Raw genomic sequence first — 19,432 nt, forward strand, 5'->3', positions numbered from 1 at the left:
CAAAACACATTTAACAGAACAGAAGTTTTCCGACTTCGCCCTGCACCCAAAGGTTATCGAAGCCCTTGAAAATAAAGGCTTTCATAACTGCACGCCCATTCAGGCCCTCGCACTGCCGCTTACGCTGGCTGGTCGCGATGTTGCAGGGCAGGCGCAAACCGGTACCGGAAAAACGATGGCGTTCCTGACGTCAACGTTTCATTATCTTCTCTCTCATCCCGCGATTGACGATCGCAAGGTGAACCAGCCACGCGCCTTAATTATGGCGCCGACGCGTGAGTTAGCCGTGCAGATCCACGCTGATGCCGAGCCGCTGGCACAGACGACCGGTCTGAAGCTGGGTCTCGCTTACGGCGGTGACGGTTACGACAAACAGCTAAAAGTGCTGGAAAGCGGCGTCGATATTCTCATCGGCACCACGGGTCGTCTGATCGACTACGCGAAACAGAATCACATCAACCTGGGCGCCATCCAGGTGGTGGTCCTCGATGAAGCCGATCGCATGTACGATCTGGGCTTTATTAAAGATATTCGCTGGCTGTTCCGCCGCATGCCGCCGGCCAACCAACGCCTGAACATGTTGTTCTCTGCTACCCTCTCTTACCGCGTGCGTGAACTGGCGTTCGAACAGATGAACAACGCCGAATACGTTGAAGTCGAGCCGGAACAAAAAACGGGTCACCGTATTAAAGAAGAGCTTTTCTATCCGTCTAACGAAGAGAAAATGCGCTTACTGCAAACGCTGATCGAAGAAGAGTGGCCGGATCGCGCCATCATCTTCGCGAACACCAAACACCGCTGCGAAGATATCTGGGGCCATCTGGCCGCCGATGGTCATCGCGTTGGTTTGCTGACTGGCGATGTGGCGCAGAAAAAACGTCTGCGTATTCTCGACGAATTTACCCGTGGCGATCTGGATATTCTGGTCGCAACCGACGTTGCCGCGCGCGGTCTGCACATTCCTGCCGTCACGCACGTATTTAACTACGATCTGCCGGACGATTGCGAAGACTACGTACACCGCATCGGTCGTACGGGCCGTGCTGGCGCAAGCGGTCACTCGATCAGCCTGGCCTGTGAAGAGTACGCCCTGAATCTACCTGCGATTGAAACCTACATTGGTCACTCGATTCCGGTGAGTAAATACAACCCGGAAGCGTTGATGAACAATCTGCCGAAGCCGCTGCGCCTGACGCGTACGCGCCCTGGCAATGGCCCGCGCCGCTCTGGCGGTGCTCCGCGTAATCGTCGTCGTTCAGGTTAAAAAAGTTATGCCATACACAACATCATTCAGCCTGTATCAGGGCGGCAAGAAAACGAATCCTGATGAACTTACTTTAGCCAGTGATTCGGGTGAAAAAACGCAGCCAGCACAGATACCGGTTGAAGGATGAAGTGTATGAATTCTACCTCGTTGTACGCCGCTATCGATCTCGGTTCCAATAGTTTTCATATGCTGGTCGTACGCGAGGTAGCGGGCAGCATCCAGACGCTCACGCGCATTAAACGCAAAGTGCGTCTGGCCGCCGGTCTGAACAGCAACAATGTCCTTTCTGCTGAAGCAATGGAACGCGGCTGGCAATGCCTGCGTCTGTTTGCCGAGCGCCTTCAGGATATTCCGCAGCCGCAAATTCGCGTGGTCGCTACGGCTACGTTACGTATCGCGGTAAACGCCAGCGAGTTTATCGCTAAAGCGCAGGAAATCCTCGGTTGTCCGGTTCAGGTCATCAGCGGTGAAGAAGAAGCGCGCCTGATTTATCAGGGCGTGGCGCACACCACTGGCGGAGCGGATCAGCGTCTGGTCGTCGATATCGGCGGTGCCAGCACCGAACTGGTCACCGGAACAGGTGCGCAAACCACCTCCCTGTTCAGCCTGTCAATGGGCTGCGTCACCTGGCTCGAACGCTACTTTACCGATCGCAATCTGGCACAAGAGAATTTCGACGAAGCGGAAAAAGCGGCGCGCGATGTGCTGCGCCCGGTCGCCGATGAACTTCGCTATCACGGCTGGAAAGTCTGCGTCGGTGCCTCCGGTACCGTTCAGGCGTTACAGGAAATCATGATGGCGCAGGGGATGGATGAGCGCATCACGCTGGCGAAACTGCAGCAGTTGAAACAGCGGGCGATTCACTGCGGTCGTCTGGAAGAGCTTGAAATTGAAGGCTTAACCCTGGAACGCGCGCTGGTGTTCCCCAGCGGGTTGGCTATTCTTATCGCCATCTTCACCGAACTCAATATTCAGTGTATGACCCTGGCCGGTGGGGCATTACGTGAAGGGCTGGTCTACGGGATGCTGCATCTTGCGGTGGATCAGGATATTCGCAGCCGCACGCTGCGTAATATTCAGCGCCGGTTTATGGTGGATACCGAACAGGCGCATCGCGTTGCGAATCTGGCGGTGAGTTTTCTCGATCAGGTAGAAAATGAGTGGCATCTTGAGCCGATCAGCCGCGAACTGCTGATCAGCGCCTGCCAGCTGCACGAGATAGGCCTGAGCGTTGATTTTAAGCAAGCGCCTCAGCATGCCGCCTATCTGGTCCGTAATCTGGATCTGCCGGGCTTCACGCCCGCACAGAAAAAACTGCTCGCCACGCTATTGTTAAATCAGACCAACCCGGTCGATCTCTCGTCGTTACATCAGCAAAATGCCGTACCGCCGCGTGTGGCGGAGCACCTTTGTCGTCTGCTCAGACTGGCGATTATCTTCGCCAGCCGCCGTCGTGACGATCTGGTGCCAGCCATTACGCTACAGGCATCGAATGAAATTCTCACCCTGGCGCTACCGCCGGACTGGCTGGAACAGCATCCGTTGGGGAAAGAGTTGATTGAACAAGAAAGCCAGTGGCAGAGCTATGTCCACTGGCCTTTAGCAGTGCGTGAATGATTCACTGCCGGAGGGCGGCGTAAATGCCTAATCCGGCCTCCAGCCTACGATTTCTCTCTTTTCGCCGCCATCATCGCTTTCAGATTCGCCAGATGGCTTTGCCCCTTCTGCATTCGCTCTTCGGCGCTCACTACTTTGCGTTCCTGCTCCCAGATCAGATCGTCCTGCGGTAACTCCAGCAGGAAACGGCTCGGCTCCGGACGCACCAGTTCACCGTACTGACGCCGCTCTTTACACAGCGTAAATATCAGCTCTTTCTGCGCGCGGGTGATGCCGACATAGGCCAGACGGCGCTCTTCATCAATGTTGTCTTCATCGATGCTACTCTGGTGCGGCAGGAAGCCTTCTTCCATACCCACCATAAACACATACGGGAACTCCAGCCCTTTCGAGGCATGCAGCGTCATCAGTTGCACCTGATCCAGCTCTTCCTCACTCTCACCGCGCTCCATCATGTCACGCAGCGTGAAGCGGGTGACAACCTGAGTGAGCGTCATCGGCTCATCCAGTTCGCTGCCTTCCAGCATTTCGGTCATCCAGCTAAACAGCTGGTTGACGTTTTTCATGCGCATTTCAGCGGCTTTTGGGCTGGGCGAGGTTTCGTAAAGCCATGATTCGTAATCAATTCCGTGGATGAGATCGCGAACAGCGGCAATCGGCTCTCGTTCTGCCAACCGCTGAACCTCGCCCAGCCAGTGGGTAAAACGGGTGAGCGAGTCATAGCCGCGCCCGGTGAGCGTCTGGCTAAGCCCCAGATCAAAACTGGCGGTAAACAGGCTTTTGTTCCGCGTCATCGCCCATTCACCCAGCTTTTGCAGCGTGGCGGGGCCGATTTCACGCTTTGGCGTATTCACAATACGCAGGAACGCGCTGTCATCATCCGGATTGGTCAACACCCGCAGATAGGCCAGCAAGTCTTTAATTTCCGGACGCGAGAAGAACGACGTTCCACCGGAGATTTTGTAGGGGATCCGGTTCTGCATGAGGAATTTTTCGAATACTCGCGCCTGGTGGTTGCCGCGATACAGAATGGCGTAATCTTTGTATTCCGTTTTATTTACAAAGTGATGGGCGATGAGTTCCCCGGTCACCCGCTCGGCTTCGTGCTCCTCATTATTCGCACTCAGAACTTTGAGTTCCGCGCCATATCCCAGCTCGGAAAAAAGCCGTTTTTCAAAGACGTGCGGGTTATTGGCAATGAGGATGTTCGCCGCCTTCAGGATCCGCCCGGAGGAGCGGTAGTTCTGCTCCAGTTTGATCACCTGTAACGCCGGAAAATCCTGACTTAACAACACCAGGTTTTGCGGACGCGCTCCGCGCCAGGAGTAAATCGACTGATCGTCGTCCCCTACGACGGTGAATCGCGCCCGGTTTCCCACCAGCAATTTCACCAGTTCGTACTGACTGGTGTTGGTGTCCTGATATTCATCCACCAGCAGATAGCGAATCTTGTTCTGCCAGCGCTCACGCACCTCTTCATTACGTTGCAACAGCAGCGTCGGTAGCAGAATCAAATCATCAAAGTCGAGGACATTGCAGGCTTTCATATGCGCGTCGTACAGCCCGTAGCAGTGCGCAAAGATACGATCACGCTCGCCTTTCGCACCGGCGGCCGCCTGTGCGGGCGTTTTGAGATCGTTCTTCCAGTTCGAGATCGTCGAGATCAGCTGTTGCAGTATCACTTTGTCGTCTTCAATCAGCCCTTCCGTCAGATCTTTGAGTAGCGCAACCTGGTCCGTGTCATCAAACAGCGAAAAATTCGACTTCATCCCCAGCGCGGCGTATTCGCGTTTAATCACCTCCAGCCCTAGCGTATGGAAAGTGGAGATCATCAACCCGCGCGCTTCTTTGCGTCCCAGCGTCTGTCCGACACGCTCTTTCATTTCGCGCGCCGCTTTATTAGTAAAAGTCACCGCCGCAATGTGTCGCGCCTGGTAACCGCAGCCACGGATCAGATGGGCGATCTTGTTGGTGATCACGCGTGTCTTACCGGAACCCGCCCCCGCCAGCACCAGGCACGGTCCGGTGACGAATTCGACAGCTTGTTGTTGGCCGGGGTTTAAACGCATAGGTAAAAGTGCTCAATCTTCGAACGGGGGACGAATTGTAGCAGAAAGCGAGGTCGAGATTGAGCTTTCCGTAACCGCGCGTAACGCTGCCTGTGAGGGTAAGTAAGCTTGTGCTGCTGTCCAGATTCTGAACAATCCTGAACGCCGATCACACGGAAAAAATTACACAACGCCTGCACAAGAGGTTGAATTAACATATTGAGTATAAAAGAAAAACAGTAACAATAGTCGGACTAAGCTGCTTTGGCTTGTATAAACCGACAAAAAAGAAGACCGTTCATCCCACTTTCTTTGTTTATTCAACCGAAACATTTCTGAACCAAATACGCTAATAAATCAGGTGCTGCCACGTACCGCACCTCCTCTTATGCTGAGCATACAATGAATAAGATCCAGGCCACTTACTACCTACAAGACTCAACCGCTCGCCAGATAGTCCAACGCACGATGGGGATTATCCCCTATTCGGTTAACGTCATGAACGAGCACGGCATGATCATTGCCTCAGGTGAGGCGTCCCGTTTACATCAGCGCCATGAAGGTGCGGTGCTGGCGTTAACTGAAAACCGGATTGTTGAAATCGATTCGGCGACGGCTGACAAACTCAAAGGTGTGAAGCCCGGTATTAATTTGCCAATAAATTTTCGCGATCAGCTTATCGGCGTACTGGGTATCACCGGAGAGCCGGGTGAGGTGAAGGCTTATGCGCAACTCGTCAAGATGGCGTCGGAACTCATCATTGAACAAATGGCGTTACTTGAACAAAAACAGTGGGATAAACGCTACCGCGAAGAGCTAATCAACCAGCTTATTTTACGCGACCCGCCTCCGTCATCGTTAAGCGCCGTGGTCTCATGGTTAGGCGTTAATCTCCAGCTGCCGCGCGTGGTGCTTATCATGGAATTGCAGCAGCCGGATCGCGATGCGCTACGTACGCTAATGGATTATTTTGAATACAGCGCCCGCGACCATCTGGTGACATTTTCCGACTTTAACGAGCTGATTATCCTCAAACCCGTCACCCTGAAAAATGGGACTCTCAATAAACCGCTGGAGCAGCACGAGCTACAGAAATTTAAGCATTACGCACAGTCCTGCGGCTTTTCACGGCTCATCGTCGGCGGCTATTTTGCGGGAGAAAATGGCCTGCGACGCTCCTATCAGACGGCGAAATCAACCCAGGCAATGGTGAAAAGACTGAAGCTTAAGCATCAGTTTATCTTTCACGATGACTACGCGCTGGCCTCATTGCTGGGGGGACTTTCCGGCACCTGGCAAGCGGAAGAGTTATCAAAAATATGGTGCGAGTTGGTTGCTCAGGACAGCAAAGGCGTCATGCAAAAAACATTGCAGCACTATTTCGAACATAATTGTGATCTTTCGCAAACTGCCACCAGTCTGCATATTCACGTAAACACCCTGCGCTATCGACTGCAACGCGTTGAAGAGATAACGGGAATAAAAATCAACAACTTGAAACAACTCCTTTGGTTGTACATTGGCATGGAGCTGCAACGGTAGTCTGTATTTTCCTCCAAATTTACATCCTGTCAGACGCGTATTTTTTAGCGGATCCTCACAAGGCTATTCCCGGCGGCTTCTCCATACTGCCTCAGTCAATTTTATGGAGAAAGCAGAAGATGGTTTCAATATCCGCAACAGGCGCCATCATCGCACTCGTGGTGGCGATCGTCTTAATATTACGCAAAGTCTCTCCCGCGTACGGCATGATGGTGGGTGCGCTGGTCGGTGGTCTCGTCGGCGGGGCAGACCTGGTCCAGACCGTCACACTGATGGTCACGGGTGCGCAGGGCATCACCAATGCCGTACTGCGCATTCTCGCTGCAGGCGTACTGGCTGGTGTGCTGATCGAATCCGGCGCCGCGAACACAATCGCGGAAACGGTGGTGAAAAAAGTGGGCGAAAGTCGTGCTCTGCTTGCCTTAGCCATCGCCACGATGATTCTGACGGCCGTTGGCGTTTTTATCGATGTCGCGGTGATTACCGTCGCGCCGATTGCGCTTTCGATCGCCAGACGCGCCGGGCTATCAAAACTCGCCATTTTGCTGGCGATGATTGGCGGTGGCAAAGCGGGTAACGTCATGTCACCGAATCCCAATGCCATTGCCGCTTCGGATTCGTTCCATGTCCCGCTCACATCCGTCATGATGGGGGGGATTATTCCCGGATTGTTCGGCCTGGCAATCGCCTATTTTCTGGCGAAGCGTCTGAGCCAAAAAGGCTCGATGGTCACAACGGAAGAGATCATTTCTCAGGACACGCACGGCACGCAACCCGGATTTCTGGCGGCTATCAGCGCCCCCCTTGTTGCCATTATTCTGTTAGCGCTGCGTCCTGTGGCGGGCATTGCTATCGATCCGCTCATTGCTCTGCCAGTGGGAGGATTAGTCGGCGCAATCCTGATGGGCCGATTTAAACAAAGTAACGCCTTTATGATGTCCGGGCTGACGCGCATGGCACCTGTCGCCATTATGCTGCTCGGTACCGGTACGCTGGCTGGCATCATTGCCAACTCAGCGTTAAAAGAGGTCCTGATCGACGGATTAACCTCTTCCGGTCTCCCTTCTTATCTCCTGGCCCCCATCTCTGGCGCAATTATGTCGATGGCCACCGCGTCGACAACGGCCGGAACCGCCGTTGCGGCAGGCGTATTCAGTCAAACGCTGCTGGGACTTGGCGTCTCTGCGCTTGCCGGTGCAGTCATGATTCATGCCGGGGCGACGGTTCTGGATCATCTCCCTCACGGCAGTTTTTTCCACGCCACTGGCGGTAGCGTCAGTATGCAAATCCATGAACGCTTAAAACTTCTGCCTTATGAAACCCTTGTTGGTTTCGTCATCGCATTGATTTCGACACTGCTGTTTGGTGTCTTCGGACTCGCCGGGTAAGCACACAATGAAAATAGTTATCGCACCAGATTCATTTAAAGAAAGTTTGTCTGCCATGCAGGTGGCGACGGCTATCGAACAGGGGTTTCGCGAAATATATCCCGATGCCCAGTATGTCAAACTCCCTATGGCGGACGGCGGCGAAGGCACCGTTGAGTCGATGGTGGAGGCCACTGAGGGCCATTACCACTTTATCGATGTCACAGGCCCTCTGGGAACACCGGTCCAGGCACGCTGGGGAATACTGGGTGACGGGAAGACGGCGGTGATCGAAATGGCTGCGGCGTCAGGTCTCCACCATGTGCCGCCAGAGCATCGTAACCCACTGCTGACCACCAGCTATGGAACGGGCGAGCTCATCCTTGCCGCACTCGATCGGGGCGTTGAGCACATTATTCTTGGCATTGGCGGCAGCGCGACGAATGACGGAGGCGCGGGCATGCTACAGGCGCTGGGCATCGACCTCCTGGATGAAAAAGGAGACGCGCTTCCCGAAGGCGGCGGTGCGCTCAGTAAACTGGCAACAATCGACACTTCCCACGCCGACCCGCGTCTAAAGACGGTCTCCATCACCGTAGCCTGCGACGTCAACAATCCGCTGTGCGGTCCGACGGGGGCCTCTGCCATTTTCGGCCCACAAAAGGGGGCGACGGAAGCGATGGTTGCAGCGTTAGACGGTGCGCTGGCGGTTTATGGCAAGCGACTACAGGAGTTTACCGGTCGGGATGTAATGAATGCGCCGGGCGCTGGCGCAGCAGGCGGAATGGGAGCCGCATTACTCGGTCTACTGGGCGCTGATTTAAAACCCGGTGTGGAGATTGTGATTAACGCGCTGCAACTGGAGCGCCTGGTAGCCGATGCCAGTCTGGTGATCACTGGAGAAGGTCGCCTCGACAGCCAGAGCATCTGCGGCAAAACACCGATTGGCGTTGCCCGCTGCGCCAAACGCTATCAAAAACCAGTTATTGCGCTTGCCGGCGGTTTGACCCTGGATCATCAGATTGTTCATGAGCATGGGCTGGATGCCGTTTTCTCTGTGTTGACGCGCATCGCCACGCTACCGGAAGCCTTAGAGGACGCGGAATACAATCTGCGCATTTCGGCTCGTAATATTGCCAGCGTCTGGAAGCTGTCGCAGCAGCAAATTCACTAATCCTATATCCAGGCCAGTCACCAACCGCTGGCCTGGATATTCTTTCCCTCTCCCCACATGCTAAAATCGCCCCCTTCATTTCCCCGACTCAAGGCACGATCATGGCAAAAACCGCAGCAGCACTGCATATCCTTGTTAAAGAAGAGAAACTGGCACTGGATCTTCTGGAGCAGATTAAAAACGGCGCCGACTTCGGCAAACTGGCGAAGAAACATTCCATCTGCCCGTCAGGCAAACGAGGCGGTGACTTAGGCGAATTCCGCCAGGGCCAGATGGTTCCGGCGTTCGATAAAGTGGTCTTTTCCTGCCCGGTGCTGGAACCGACCGGCCCGCTGCACACCCAGTTCGGCTACCACATCATCAAAGTGCTGTACCGTAACTAAGCAAAAGCCCAGAGCGTTCAGACTCTGGGCTTTTTTTGCCGGATGGCACGATGCTTATCCGGCCTTCGGCTTTGCACTTTTGTAGGTCGGGTCAGGCGTAGCCGCCACCCGACAATGTCGGTTTAACCCGCAACGGCAATGCGCTTCATATCGGTCATATAACCACGCAGTTTCTGGCCGACTTTCTCGATAGCATGGCTGCGAATCGCGTCATTTACATCGCGTAACTGAGCGTTATCCACTGCGCCTTCAGCAATCGCTTTACCCAGGTCGCCGGTCTGCAGCGTGGTCATGAACTCTTTCAGCAGCGGTACGCAGGCATAAGAGAACAGGTAGTTACCATATTCTGCAGTATCAGAGATCACCACGTTCATTTCGTACAGACGCTTACGCGCAATGGTGTTGGCGATCAGCGGCAGCTCGTGCAGAGATTCGTAGTACGCAGACTCTTCGATGATGCCGGAATCCACCATGGTTTCGAACGCCAACTCAACGCCTGCTTTCACCATCGCGATCATCAGTACGCCTTTATCGAAGTACTCCTGCTCGCCGATTTTGCCTTCATACTGCGGCGCGGTTTCGAACGCGGTTTTACCAGTCTCTTCACGCCATGTCAGCAGTTTCTTATCGTCGTTAGCCCAGTCAGCCATCATGCCGGAAGAGAACTCACCGGAGATGATGTCGTCCATGTGTTTCTGGAACAGCGGCGCCATAATTTCTTTCAGCTGTTCGGACAGCGCGTAAGCACGCAGTTTTGCCGGATTGGACAGACGGTCCATCATCAGCGTGATACCGCCCTGCTTCAGCGCTTCAGTGATCGTTTCCCAGCCGAACTGAATCAGTTTCTCGGCATATGCCGGGTCAGTCCCTTCTTCCACCAGCTTATCGAAGCACAGCAGAGAACCAGCCTGCAGCATACCGCACAGAATGGTCTGCTCGCCCATCAGGTCGGATTTCACTTCCGCCACGAAGGAAGATTCCAGCACGCCCGCACGGTGACCGCCGGTCGCTGCAGCCCAGGCTTTAGCAATCGCCATGCCTTCGCCTTTCGGATCGTTTTCCGGGTGAACCGCAATCAGCGTCGGCACACCGAAACCACGTTTGTATTCTTCACGCACTTCAGTACCCGGACACTTCGGTGCCACCATCACTACGGTGATGTCTTTACGGATTTGCTCGCCCACTTCAACGATGTTGAAGCCGTGAGAGTAACCCAGCGCCGCGCCGTCTTTCATCAGCGGTTGTACGGAACGCACTACGTCAGAGTGCTGTTTGTCTGGCGTCAGGTTAACCACCAAATCCGCCTGCGGGATCAGCTCTTCATACGTGCCGACTTTGAAGCCGTTTTCTGTCGCTTTACGCCAGGATGCGCGCTTCTCAGCAATCGCCTCTTTACGCAGGGCGTAGGAGATATCCAGACCGGAATCACGCATGTTCAGGCCCTGGTTCAGACCCTGCGCGCCACAGCCGACAATGACCACTTTTTTACCCTGAAGGTAGCTCGCGCCATCGGCGAACTCATCGCGGCCCATAAAGCGACATTTACCCAGCTGTGCCAGCTGCTGGCGCAGGTTCAGTGTATTAAAGTAGTTAGCCATGGTGGTGTACTCCGTGATGTTGTGTTGTGGTGCTTATTATTCGGTTCGCTGTTCAGCGAGAATGACTCCACAGTACAACAGGAAATTTATTGCGGAAATTGATATATTCACAACGTCACATTGCAATAACTGCAACGTAAAAATTAAGAGGTTCGCCGGTGGATTTACGCGATCTGAAAATGTTCCTGCATCTGGCGGAAAGCCGCCACTTTGGCCGCAGCGCGCGGGCGATGCACGTCAGTCCTTCTACGCTATCACGGCAGATCCAGCGCCTTGAGGAAGACCTCGGGCAGCCGTTGTTTGTCCGCGATAATCGCACGGTCACGCTGACCGAAGCGGGTGAAGAGCTGCGAACGTTTGCCCAGCAGACGCTGTTGCAGTATCAGCAACTGCGCCACACCCTCGATCAGCAAGGTCCGTCGCTATCGGGCGAACTGCATATTTTCTGCTCGGTGACCGCCGCCTACAGCCATCTGCCGCCAATCCTCGATCGCTTTCGCGCTGAGCATCCCTCAGTAGAAATTAAACTCACCACCGGCGACGCCGCCGATGCCATGGAAAAGGTGGTGACCGGCGAAGCGGATCTGGCGATTGCCGGTAAGCCTGAAACGCTGCCGGGCGCGGTGGCGTTTTCGATGCTGGAAAATCTGGCGGTGGTACTCATTGCCCCGGCGCTGCCCTGCCCGGTACGCAATCAGGTTTCGGTGGAGAAACCCGACTGGTCTACGGTGCCATTCATCATGGCCGATCAGGGGCCTGTGCGCCGCCGCATTGAACTGTGGTTTCGTCGCCATAAAATCAGCAACCCGCAGATTTACGCCACCGTGGGGGGTCACGAAGCGATGGTGTCGATGGTCGCACTCGGCTGTGGCGTGGCGTTGCTGCCCGAAGTGGTGCTGGAAAACAGCCCCGAACCGGTGCGCAATCGCGTCATGATTTTAGAGCGTAGCGACGAGAAAACTCCGTTCGAACTGGGCGTCTGCGCGCCGAAAAAACGGCTGCATGAGCCGCTTATTGATGCGTTCTGGAAAATTGTGCTGGAGCGAAAAATTGCCGAGTAGTATCAGCGTCAGGTCTAAAATCAGAGGTAGATTCAGTTTTGCGGAATCTTTTCTGTATAATGACCCGCCATAATACACAGACGGTGTCATTGCCCCTATGACAGCGAAACACAAACTAAATTAGCCATCATTATGATAATCAAGCCAAAAATCCGTGGATTCATCTGTACAACGACCCATCCGACTGGCTGTAAAGTCAATGTGGAAAAGCAGATCGAGTACGTTAAACAAAACGGGAAAATCGAAAACGGTCCTTCCCGCGTGCTGGTCATCGGTGCTTCAACCGGCTATGGACTGGCATCAAGAATCTCCGCAGCGTTTGGCAGCGGAGCCGCCACTATCGGCGTATTTTTCGAAAAACCGGGTACCGAATCTAAACCAGGTTCAGCAGGCTGGTATAACGCCGCGGCTTTCGATGAAGCTGCAAAGCGGGAAGGTCTGTATTCCAAAAGCATTAACGGTGATGCGTTCTCCGACGAATGTCGTGATGAAGTCATCAAGCTCATCAAAGAAGACCTGGGTCAAATTGATTTAGTCGTTTATTCACTCGCTTCGCCGGTTCGTAAAATGCCGAAAACGGGTGAAGTTGTCCGTTCGGCGCTGAAACCTATTGGTGAGGTTTACACCTCTAAAGCGATTGATACCAATAAGGATCAGATCACGACGGCCAGCATTGAGCCCGCAACGGAAGAAGAAGTTCAGAACACCGTGACCGTAATGGGCGGAGAAGACTGGGAGCTGTGGATAGATGCCCTGCGCCAGGCCAATGTGCTGGCCGACGGCGTGAAAACCGTTGCTTATTCTTACATCGGTACCGACCTGACGTGGCCAATCTATTGGCATGGCGCGCTGGGCAAAGCGAAAGAAGACCTTGACCGTGCGGCAGGTGCGCTGCGTAATCAACTGTCTTCAATCAATGGCACAGCCAACGTTGCGGTCCTGAAATCGGTAGTCACACAGGCTTCTTCAGCCATTCCAGTAATGCCGCTGTATATCTCTATGGTCTTCAAGCTGATGAAAGAACAAGGGATTCATGAAGGATGCATTGAGCAGATTAACCGTCTGATGACCACCAGCCTGTACGGTGACAAGGCTGCGCTTGATGACCACCAGCGTATCCGCATGGATGACTGGGAACTGCGTGAAGATATTCAGCAGGCATGCCGGGATCTGTGGCCGCTGATCACCACCGAAAACCTGGCGCAAGAAACCGATTATGCGGGATACAAGCTGGAATTTCTTAACCTGTTCGGTTTTGGCCTCGACGAAGTCGATTACGAGGCTGATGTGAACCCCGAAGTCGAATTTGATGTGGTGACTCTGTAATTTGCTGATATAAGAGCAAAAACAGACGTCTGATAAAGTCCTGGCTGAAAAGTCAGGACTTTAACTAATCAGAGCAGTGCCGCCCTGCGTAAAGAATATTCCCTACCGCAATCTATGAAACCTTCCCCTTGTTAAGCCGTTCCCAAAAACAGAACAAGTAGTCTGTGATGCGTGAGAGACGGCGTTGTGGCGATAACATTGGGTGAAAGACGTCGGCACTTGCTACACGAAAATATATTTATGGGTAATGCCTGACGCGCAGAATAAATCATCACATTATAGATATTAATAAATAACGAATAAACTGTTACTATTTTTCATACCATAAACCAGTAGACTTAATAACGACAACTCCTGTACGATGCAATCTGATGTTAGATATATATCACGAAAATTAAGTTGTGAATTAAATTAACGTATATCATCCACACAGGGTATATTAACTAGCACCCATTCATATTCTAAATCATTCAGAATATGAATTAAATGAAGTTACCATTAGATATACAGAGCCTATCCCAATAGGTGTAATTTTACAGTCATGTTGCAACACGGGTGGCCCGGCACAACAGGTTCATAGCCGGAATACGTGAGGAGGACTCGCTTCACACGCCTTTCAGGCTGCTCTGATGGCCGTTCAAACGCCTGCCCAGGTTCAGAATGCCAAATGTAATAGCCCATTGGGATAGACTCTTAATCCTGCTCATGGATCGGAGCTTACTATTATGCATTCAACGCATTTTCATCGGTTTGGTTATTCTGATAATTTATTAACTCCCGCCAACTATATTTCTCGACAGGTTGCCTTCTCTCCAGTTGAGATACCGGCGGCAGAGCCCATGCCACTGGTTTCGGCAATCATTCCATGCCTGAATGAAGAACTTACGCTTGCTATCTGTATTAAGAAAGTAACAGAAGCGTTTACTCGCCTGGATATTCAAGGTGAAATTATCATCGGTGATAATGGCTCAACAGACCAATCCGTTGAAATTGCAAAATCACTGGGTGCCCGAGTTATTCATCAATCCGTCAAAGGTTATGGCGCAGCAATAAGCGCGGCTGCCAGTGCGGCAAAAGGTAAATATCTCATTATGGCTGATGCCGATGACTCCTATGACTGGAGCCAACTAGATATTTTCGTCGATGCACTGGAAAGCGGTGCAGACTTTGTTATGGGTAATCGATTTGCTGGGGGAATAGAACCTGGGGCAATGCCTCCTCTGCATCGCTATCTGGGAAATCCACTGCTTTCCGGCATAGCCAGGCTGCTTTACCACTCACCCATTCGCGATTTCCACTGTGGGATGCGGGCCTTTACCCGCGAAGCATTTCAAAAAATGGCCACTCGTTCTACCGGTATGGAATTTGCCTCTGAAATGATCATTAACGCGCACCGCGCAGGACTCATCATTCATGAAGTGCCGATCAAGCTCTATCCGGACAAACGCAACCGTCCTCCTCATTTACGTTCATTTCGTGACGGCTGGAGACATCTGCGTCTTCTCATCGCTCATGCCCCGGACAGGCTCTATTTGATCCCTGGCTTTACGCTACTACTGCTCGGAGCTATCGGCCTTGCGCTGCTTGCCGCAGGCCCCATAGAAATCAACGGTTACTATTTTGGTATCCATTTCGTTGCCCTGGCGACAATGTCGACGCTTATTGGTCTTATCGCTGTCCTGTTAGGCGTGTTAGCGAAGGTCGCCATCGCCATTAACCACCCGATTGCGGAAAGCCGGGTTATCCCCTGGCTCATGCGCTCGCACCCTCTCGAGTGGCTGGTATTCAGCGGATCTGTGCTTGCCATAGCCGGTTTTTTCGCCGACCTCCTCCTTGCTTTTCACTGGATATTTACCCGTGGCTCAATGGAACAGTCGGTACACATTGTTTTTGCCATCAGTACAGCCTGCATCGCTGGAGTGCTGATGGTCCTGGCCGGATTCGTACTACAGCTCCTGCTGGACAGCCTGAACCGGCATGATTCAGATACCTCACCGCAAGGACCCGGAGCATGAAAAGAAACAGGGCCACCCCTCGAATTTGGCACACTGACTGGCTGTTGTTACGTGCACTGGCGAGACGATTACGCGAGCAAGCAGAACGTCACATTCAGCCAAATACCTTCATGATCGACTTTGGCTGCGGCGATTCCCCCTATGCTGAAATGATGCGTCAGTTGAATATTAACTATTGCGGTGCCGATCTTGATGACAGCGGTACACTCAAAATTGACCCACAGGGACGCATCCCTTTAGCTGATGGTGCCGCAGGAGCCATACTTTCAGTCCAGGTACTGGAACACGTCAGAGATCTTGATGCGTATTGCGCTGAAATTCGGCGTTTGTTAAATGATGATGGTCTCTTGTTACTTTCCACGCACGGAACCTGGCTCTATCATCCTCACCCCGAAGATCACCGCCGCTGGACCCGCACCGGTCTCATATCCGATCTTACCGATCGCGGGTTTGTGGTTGAAGAAGTCGACGCTCTGGTTGGCCCATTGGCTACAACCACCATTATTCGCCTGACAGGTTTTGCGTTTTTCATCCGTCGGCTCCCCCTCATCGGCGGCGTTCTAGCCTCAGGTCTGGCCGTCATGATGAATCTGCGCGCCATGTTCGAAGATTATGTCACGCCGGCGCAAGTACGGCATGACAACGCCTGCGTATTTTTACTTCGTGCCCGGAAAGCACCCCGATGAAAATTCGCACCTCTTTTACTTATCTCTGCATTTCTGGCTGCTGTTTCTTGGGACATAATGCCATCATGATCGTGGCGGATAGTTTATGCGTTGCGCTCTGGTTAGCGATCCTGTTGTCTTTCGCCATCATCGCTACCGTCGGTTATATCCTGCACAGCTTATTCACGTTTAAACAACCGCTTTCATTTGCTGGCTTTGGCCGTTATACCATCAGCATGTTGTTGAATATCCCTCTTGCCTTTGTCAGCACCTGGATTTGGTATCACTGGCTGGAATTTCCGATGACCATCGCTGCGCCGCTAGCTTCGCTCTGCATGCTCGTGCTGAATTTTCTCCTTAGCCGTTGGGCTATCAGCACGTCAGGTCGCAGTAAAGCCATACAAATATGATTAACGTTCCCCTTAATCCGCACTATCAACAGAAGACGTTGTTACTCCATCTCGTGGTTTATCCCCATTCGATGCGTCTGGTGAGGGTCTAGCCAGTGAATATCTTGATGATAAGCCATTTCTACGAGGCACACGGCGGAGGTATTGAACGCGTTGCCGGGCATTTGTGCCGCCAGTTCGCACACCTGGGAGCGACACCGTATTGGGCAGCCAGCGCCAGCGATGCGTTACCTACCGATAATCTCAACATTATCGCGTTACGCTGCGTCGATCCGTTGGAGAAACTCACCGGTCTGCCAATGCCGTTACCTGGCCCTACAGCCATTTGCGCACTTAGCGACGCCGTACGGCGTAGCGACGTGGTGGTGATTCACGATGCGCTCTATGCCACATCAATCCTTGGTATGATGATGGCCAAACTCCACGCGAAGCCCGTCATTCTGATTCAACATATTGCTGCCATTCCTTTCAGATCACCCGTACTGCGTCTGCTTATGCGGCTGGCTAATTTGGTCGTAACACGCCCGATGTTATGGGCCGCCGATGCCAGGGTATTTATTAGCGATACTGTCCGCCACGACCTGCTTGGGACCCCTGCGCGTTATCCGTATAAATTGCTGTTTAACGGGGTTGATAGCACCATTTTCTATCCCCCCGTGACTTCAGTATCCAGTCAAACTCCGCTGGCAAGATACAACCTCCCGCCTTGTGCCCGGCGCATACTATTCGTGGGTCGTTATGTTGAAAAGAAAGGGTTGTCGATACTGCACGCTCTGGCAATAACCAGACCGGAATGCCAGTTTTTACTGGCCGGAAACGGCCCACTTCGCCCCGCAGAATGGGGATTGAGCAACGTTTACGATCTTGGCGTTCAGGCCCCCCGCGCACTGGCAGAGCTTTATCGCTGTGCGGATGTTCTTCTGTTACCGGCCGTCGGAGAAGGCTATCCCCTTGTTATCCAGGAGGCAATGGCTTGTGGATTACCCGTCATCTGTGGTAGCCCGGCTCACAGAGCCGATCCCGTAGCGGCAAGCTGGATACATGGTGTGAACATAGACCTCAACGAGCCACAACGTTCGGCACAGTTCTGCTCTGTCGCAATAGATAACTGCGTGCTCTCCCTCCACGAACGTGAGGCCATGATTTGTTATGCCAGAGAACATTATAGCTGGCGAAAAATGGCGCAGGAAATCATGGAGTTGGTGCTAAATGGAGATGGAGATAAAGCCAATGGCAAAGCCAGAAGATAATAAAATGGATACCTCCGGCACGCTTTTTATTGGCGCCTGCCCGCGCAGGTTAACGCTCCTCCTTAGTGTGAGTATTGCCATTAAAGTTACGCTTATTTTCGTTTTTGCCTGGCATATTCTCTTGATCATGGATGAGTTTGCCCAACTTGGCTACGCCAAGTATTTTGCTAATGGACTATTCGACACGATTCACCCCCCTAAGGCCGTAGGGTTTGCGGTGTTTTATAAACTGGCTCACCTGATTGGCTGGGATGCGGTTTCGATCATTCTCGTCGCGCGGATGCAGACGGCACTCCTCGCTTGTGGAACCCTGCTGCTGGTCTATGCCTGCGCGCGTGCGCTGGGCGAGCAGCGCTTACGGGCGCTTTTTATTATTCTCGTTTTACTCTGTTTTACGAATTTTATGGAGCGCATCTTCCGCACCCGTTCAGAGCCCCTGGCGCTGTTTTTCGCCCTGGCCGCCGTGCTGGTAATTCTGCGCGGCCATACGCTCAACGCAAGAAAGATTTTTATCGCCGGTATCCTGAGCGGACTGGCGTTTTTAGTTACCCAAAAATCAGCGTTCTTCAATCTGGCGCTTGGGCTTGGATTGGTGATTGACGCTACGCTGCGCAAACATTTCATCGATGCTATCGTTCGCGGCTTTTACTTAACCGCCGGTTGGTTACTTCCTGCAATTGCCTATTGCTTTATATTTGGCGGCAGCGACCCGTTACGTATCGCTGAAGGTTTGATCTTCGGTCCGGTAGAAGTGGCGGTATACAGCAGCGAAGCCTATAACGGGATTCGTGTATATGTCTTGCAAACCCTTTTAGACAATACGCTTCTCTATCTGCTCTGTTTTAGCGGCATGATAATGGCATTAAAGCGCTGGAAAACCTTGAATGAAAAAACGCGCATCGCCCTGATTTTTTCATTCGTCATTACCACGTTAGTTTTCACTCATAACCAGCCCTGGCCCTATGTGTTTATTATGGCGCTACCGTTTATATCGCTCTGGTCCCTCGTCCCGCTAGATAGCCTTCTCGCCCAAAACCGCAGGCCAGCCACGAGATTATTTATCCTGGCGGTGACAACAGTAACCCTGGTTTCAAGCTACTGTCTCAATCTCAGCTACCTGAAAATTAACAATGTGCAACAACTTGAACTGGTTACCAGAGCAGAAGCACTACTCAAACCTGACGAAAAGTATTTTGATGGTATAGGGATGCTGCCCAACAGGCTGGAGCCGACGACGCTGTGGCTCGATGCCTGGTATGTTTTAAAGACACGGCGAGAAGGTAAACATTCCGAAGCCTGGCAAGTGCTGACTCAGTCCCCCCCGAAAGTCATTATATGGTCCTACCGGTTGAGTAATATCTATTCTGCTATCGCAGAAGCCATCGACAACAGCTACGTCAAGGTCGCGCCAAATATAAGATTGGCGGGGCGACAACTGCACATTGGCCGTCAGGAGAAATTTAACATACCACTGTCCGGAAGATATCAGTTGTACAGTGATACCGGCACCCCCGTATCAGCACAAATAAACGTGGAAGGGATCACACTCGCCCCGCCGGTTACTTTGTCGGCAGGCGCTAAAACTATCACCTTACTTAATGGTCCGGAGAAGGCGCTATTGTTGCCGGAAGGGAATTATGATGGGTTGTTCAAAGACGGAGATGATAACAAAAAACTGTTTGCCCATACGTATTACCGTTGAGCTTACA

15 protein-coding genes are annotated in these 19,432 nt (G+C 52.7%); 13 read left to right on the forward strand and 2 right to left on the reverse strand.

Annotated elements, in window-relative coordinates; translation table 11 throughout:
• Together rhlB and gppA are read left to right on the forward strand one after the other, a co-directional pair.
• Positions 1–1,264, forward strand: a 1,264-nt coding sequence (rhlB, locus tag AB7E14_RS02275; RefSeq protein ID WP_428169307.1) for an ATP-dependent RNA helicase RhlB, incomplete at its 5' end; no start/stop codon positions are given.
• A 135-nt stretch (positions 1,265–1,399) separates the two neighbouring features.
• Positions 1,400–2,884, forward strand: a complete 1,485-nt coding sequence (gene gppA / locus AB7E14_RS02280; RefSeq protein WP_042998786.1) for a guanosine-5'-triphosphate,3'-diphosphate diphosphatase — start codon at positions 1,400–1,402, stop codon at positions 2,882–2,884.
• A gap of 44 nt (positions 2,885–2,928) precedes the next feature.
• Here the strand turns inward: gppA and rep are convergent, their stop codons facing one another.
• Positions 2,929–4,953 (reverse strand): DNA helicase Rep, encoded by a 2,025-nt coding sequence (rep, locus tag AB7E14_RS02285; protein WP_044258274.1) that lies wholly within the window; start codon positions 4,951–4,953, stop codon positions 2,929–2,931.
• Positions 4,954–5,334: 381 nt separating this feature from the next.
• On the opposite strand from rep, the gene AB7E14_RS02290 reads away from it, so the two are divergent.
• From AB7E14_RS02290 to ppiC, 4 genes are all read left to right on the forward strand, one after another.
• Positions 5,335–6,474, forward strand: coding sequence for a sugar diacid recognition domain-containing protein (locus AB7E14_RS02290; RefSeq protein ID WP_316962866.1), 1,140 nt, complete (start codon positions 5,335–5,337; stop codon positions 6,472–6,474).
• Positions 6,475–6,593: 119 nt separating this feature from the next.
• Positions 6,594–7,862 carry a GntP family permease gene (locus AB7E14_RS02295; protein WP_042998783.1) on the forward strand — a complete coding sequence of 423 codons (1,269 nt, stop codon included), beginning with the start codon at positions 6,594–6,596 and terminating at the stop codon, positions 7,860–7,862.
• 7 nt (positions 7,863–7,869) lie between these two features.
• Positions 7,870–9,015: a glycerate kinase gene (locus tag AB7E14_RS02300; protein ID WP_200016252.1), complete on the forward strand. Its 1,146-nt coding sequence runs from the start codon at positions 7,870–7,872 to the stop codon at positions 9,013–9,015.
• Positions 9,016–9,116: 101 nt separating this feature from the next.
• Complete coding sequence (gene ppiC, locus AB7E14_RS02305; RefSeq protein ID WP_001140251.1) at positions 9,117–9,398, forward strand: peptidylprolyl isomerase PpiC; 282 nt, start codon at positions 9,117–9,119, stop codon at positions 9,396–9,398.
• A 122-nt stretch (positions 9,399–9,520) separates the two neighbouring features.
• Here ppiC and ilvC read toward each other — a convergent pair whose 3' ends face one another.
• On the reverse strand, positions 9,521–10,996 hold the full coding sequence (gene ilvC / locus AB7E14_RS02310) for a ketol-acid reductoisomerase (RefSeq protein ID WP_044267332.1): 1,476 nt from the start codon (positions 10,994–10,996) through the stop codon (positions 9,521–9,523).
• Between the two features lie 158 nt (positions 10,997–11,154).
• On the opposite strand from ilvC, the gene ilvY reads away from it, so the two are divergent.
• From ilvY to AB7E14_RS02345, 7 genes are all read left to right on the forward strand, one after another.
• On the forward strand, positions 11,155–12,057 hold the full coding sequence (ilvY, locus tag AB7E14_RS02315) for an HTH-type transcriptional activator IlvY (RefSeq protein WP_042998780.1): 903 nt from the start codon (positions 11,155–11,157) through the stop codon (positions 12,055–12,057).
• Positions 12,058–12,189: 132 nt separating this feature from the next.
• The gene (gene fabV, locus AB7E14_RS02320) at positions 12,190–13,383 is read left to right on the forward strand and encodes an enoyl-ACP reductase FabV (protein ID WP_042998779.1); all 1,194 of its coding nucleotides are present in this window, start codon (positions 12,190–12,192) and stop codon (positions 13,381–13,383) included.
• Between the two features lie 725 nt (positions 13,384–14,108).
• Entirely contained in the window at positions 14,109–15,398 is a 1,290-nt protein-coding gene (locus tag AB7E14_RS02325) for a glycosyltransferase family 2 protein (protein ID WP_227657178.1), read from the forward strand.
• Positions 15,395–16,084: a methyltransferase domain-containing protein gene (locus AB7E14_RS02330; RefSeq protein ID WP_044267336.1), complete on the forward strand. Its 690-nt coding sequence runs from the start codon at positions 15,395–15,397 to the stop codon at positions 16,082–16,084. The genes AB7E14_RS02325 and AB7E14_RS02330 overlap by 4 nt, the downstream gene beginning before the upstream one ends.
• The gene (locus AB7E14_RS02335) at positions 16,081–16,473 is read left to right on the forward strand and encodes a GtrA family protein (RefSeq protein ID WP_044258263.1); all 393 of its coding nucleotides are present in this window, start codon (positions 16,081–16,083) and stop codon (positions 16,471–16,473) included. The genes AB7E14_RS02330 and AB7E14_RS02335 overlap by 4 nt, the downstream gene beginning before the upstream one ends.
• Positions 16,474–16,580: 107 nt before the next feature.
• Positions 16,581–17,723 (forward strand): glycosyltransferase family 4 protein, encoded by a 1,143-nt coding sequence (locus AB7E14_RS02340; RefSeq protein ID WP_054518964.1) that lies wholly within the window; start codon positions 16,581–16,583, stop codon positions 17,721–17,723.
• Positions 17,704–19,425: a DUF7055 domain-containing protein gene (locus tag AB7E14_RS02345; protein ID WP_316962867.1), complete on the forward strand. Its 1,722-nt coding sequence runs from the start codon at positions 17,704–17,706 to the stop codon at positions 19,423–19,425. Before AB7E14_RS02340 ends, AB7E14_RS02345 begins: the two co-directional genes overlap by 20 nt.
• The last annotated feature ends 7 nt before the right edge of the window (positions 19,426–19,432 follow it).

It is taken from the genome of Citrobacter sp. (assembly GCF_050252275.1).
GTDB lineage: Bacteria > Pseudomonadota > Gammaproteobacteria > Enterobacterales > Enterobacteriaceae > Citrobacter_A > Citrobacter_A amalonaticus.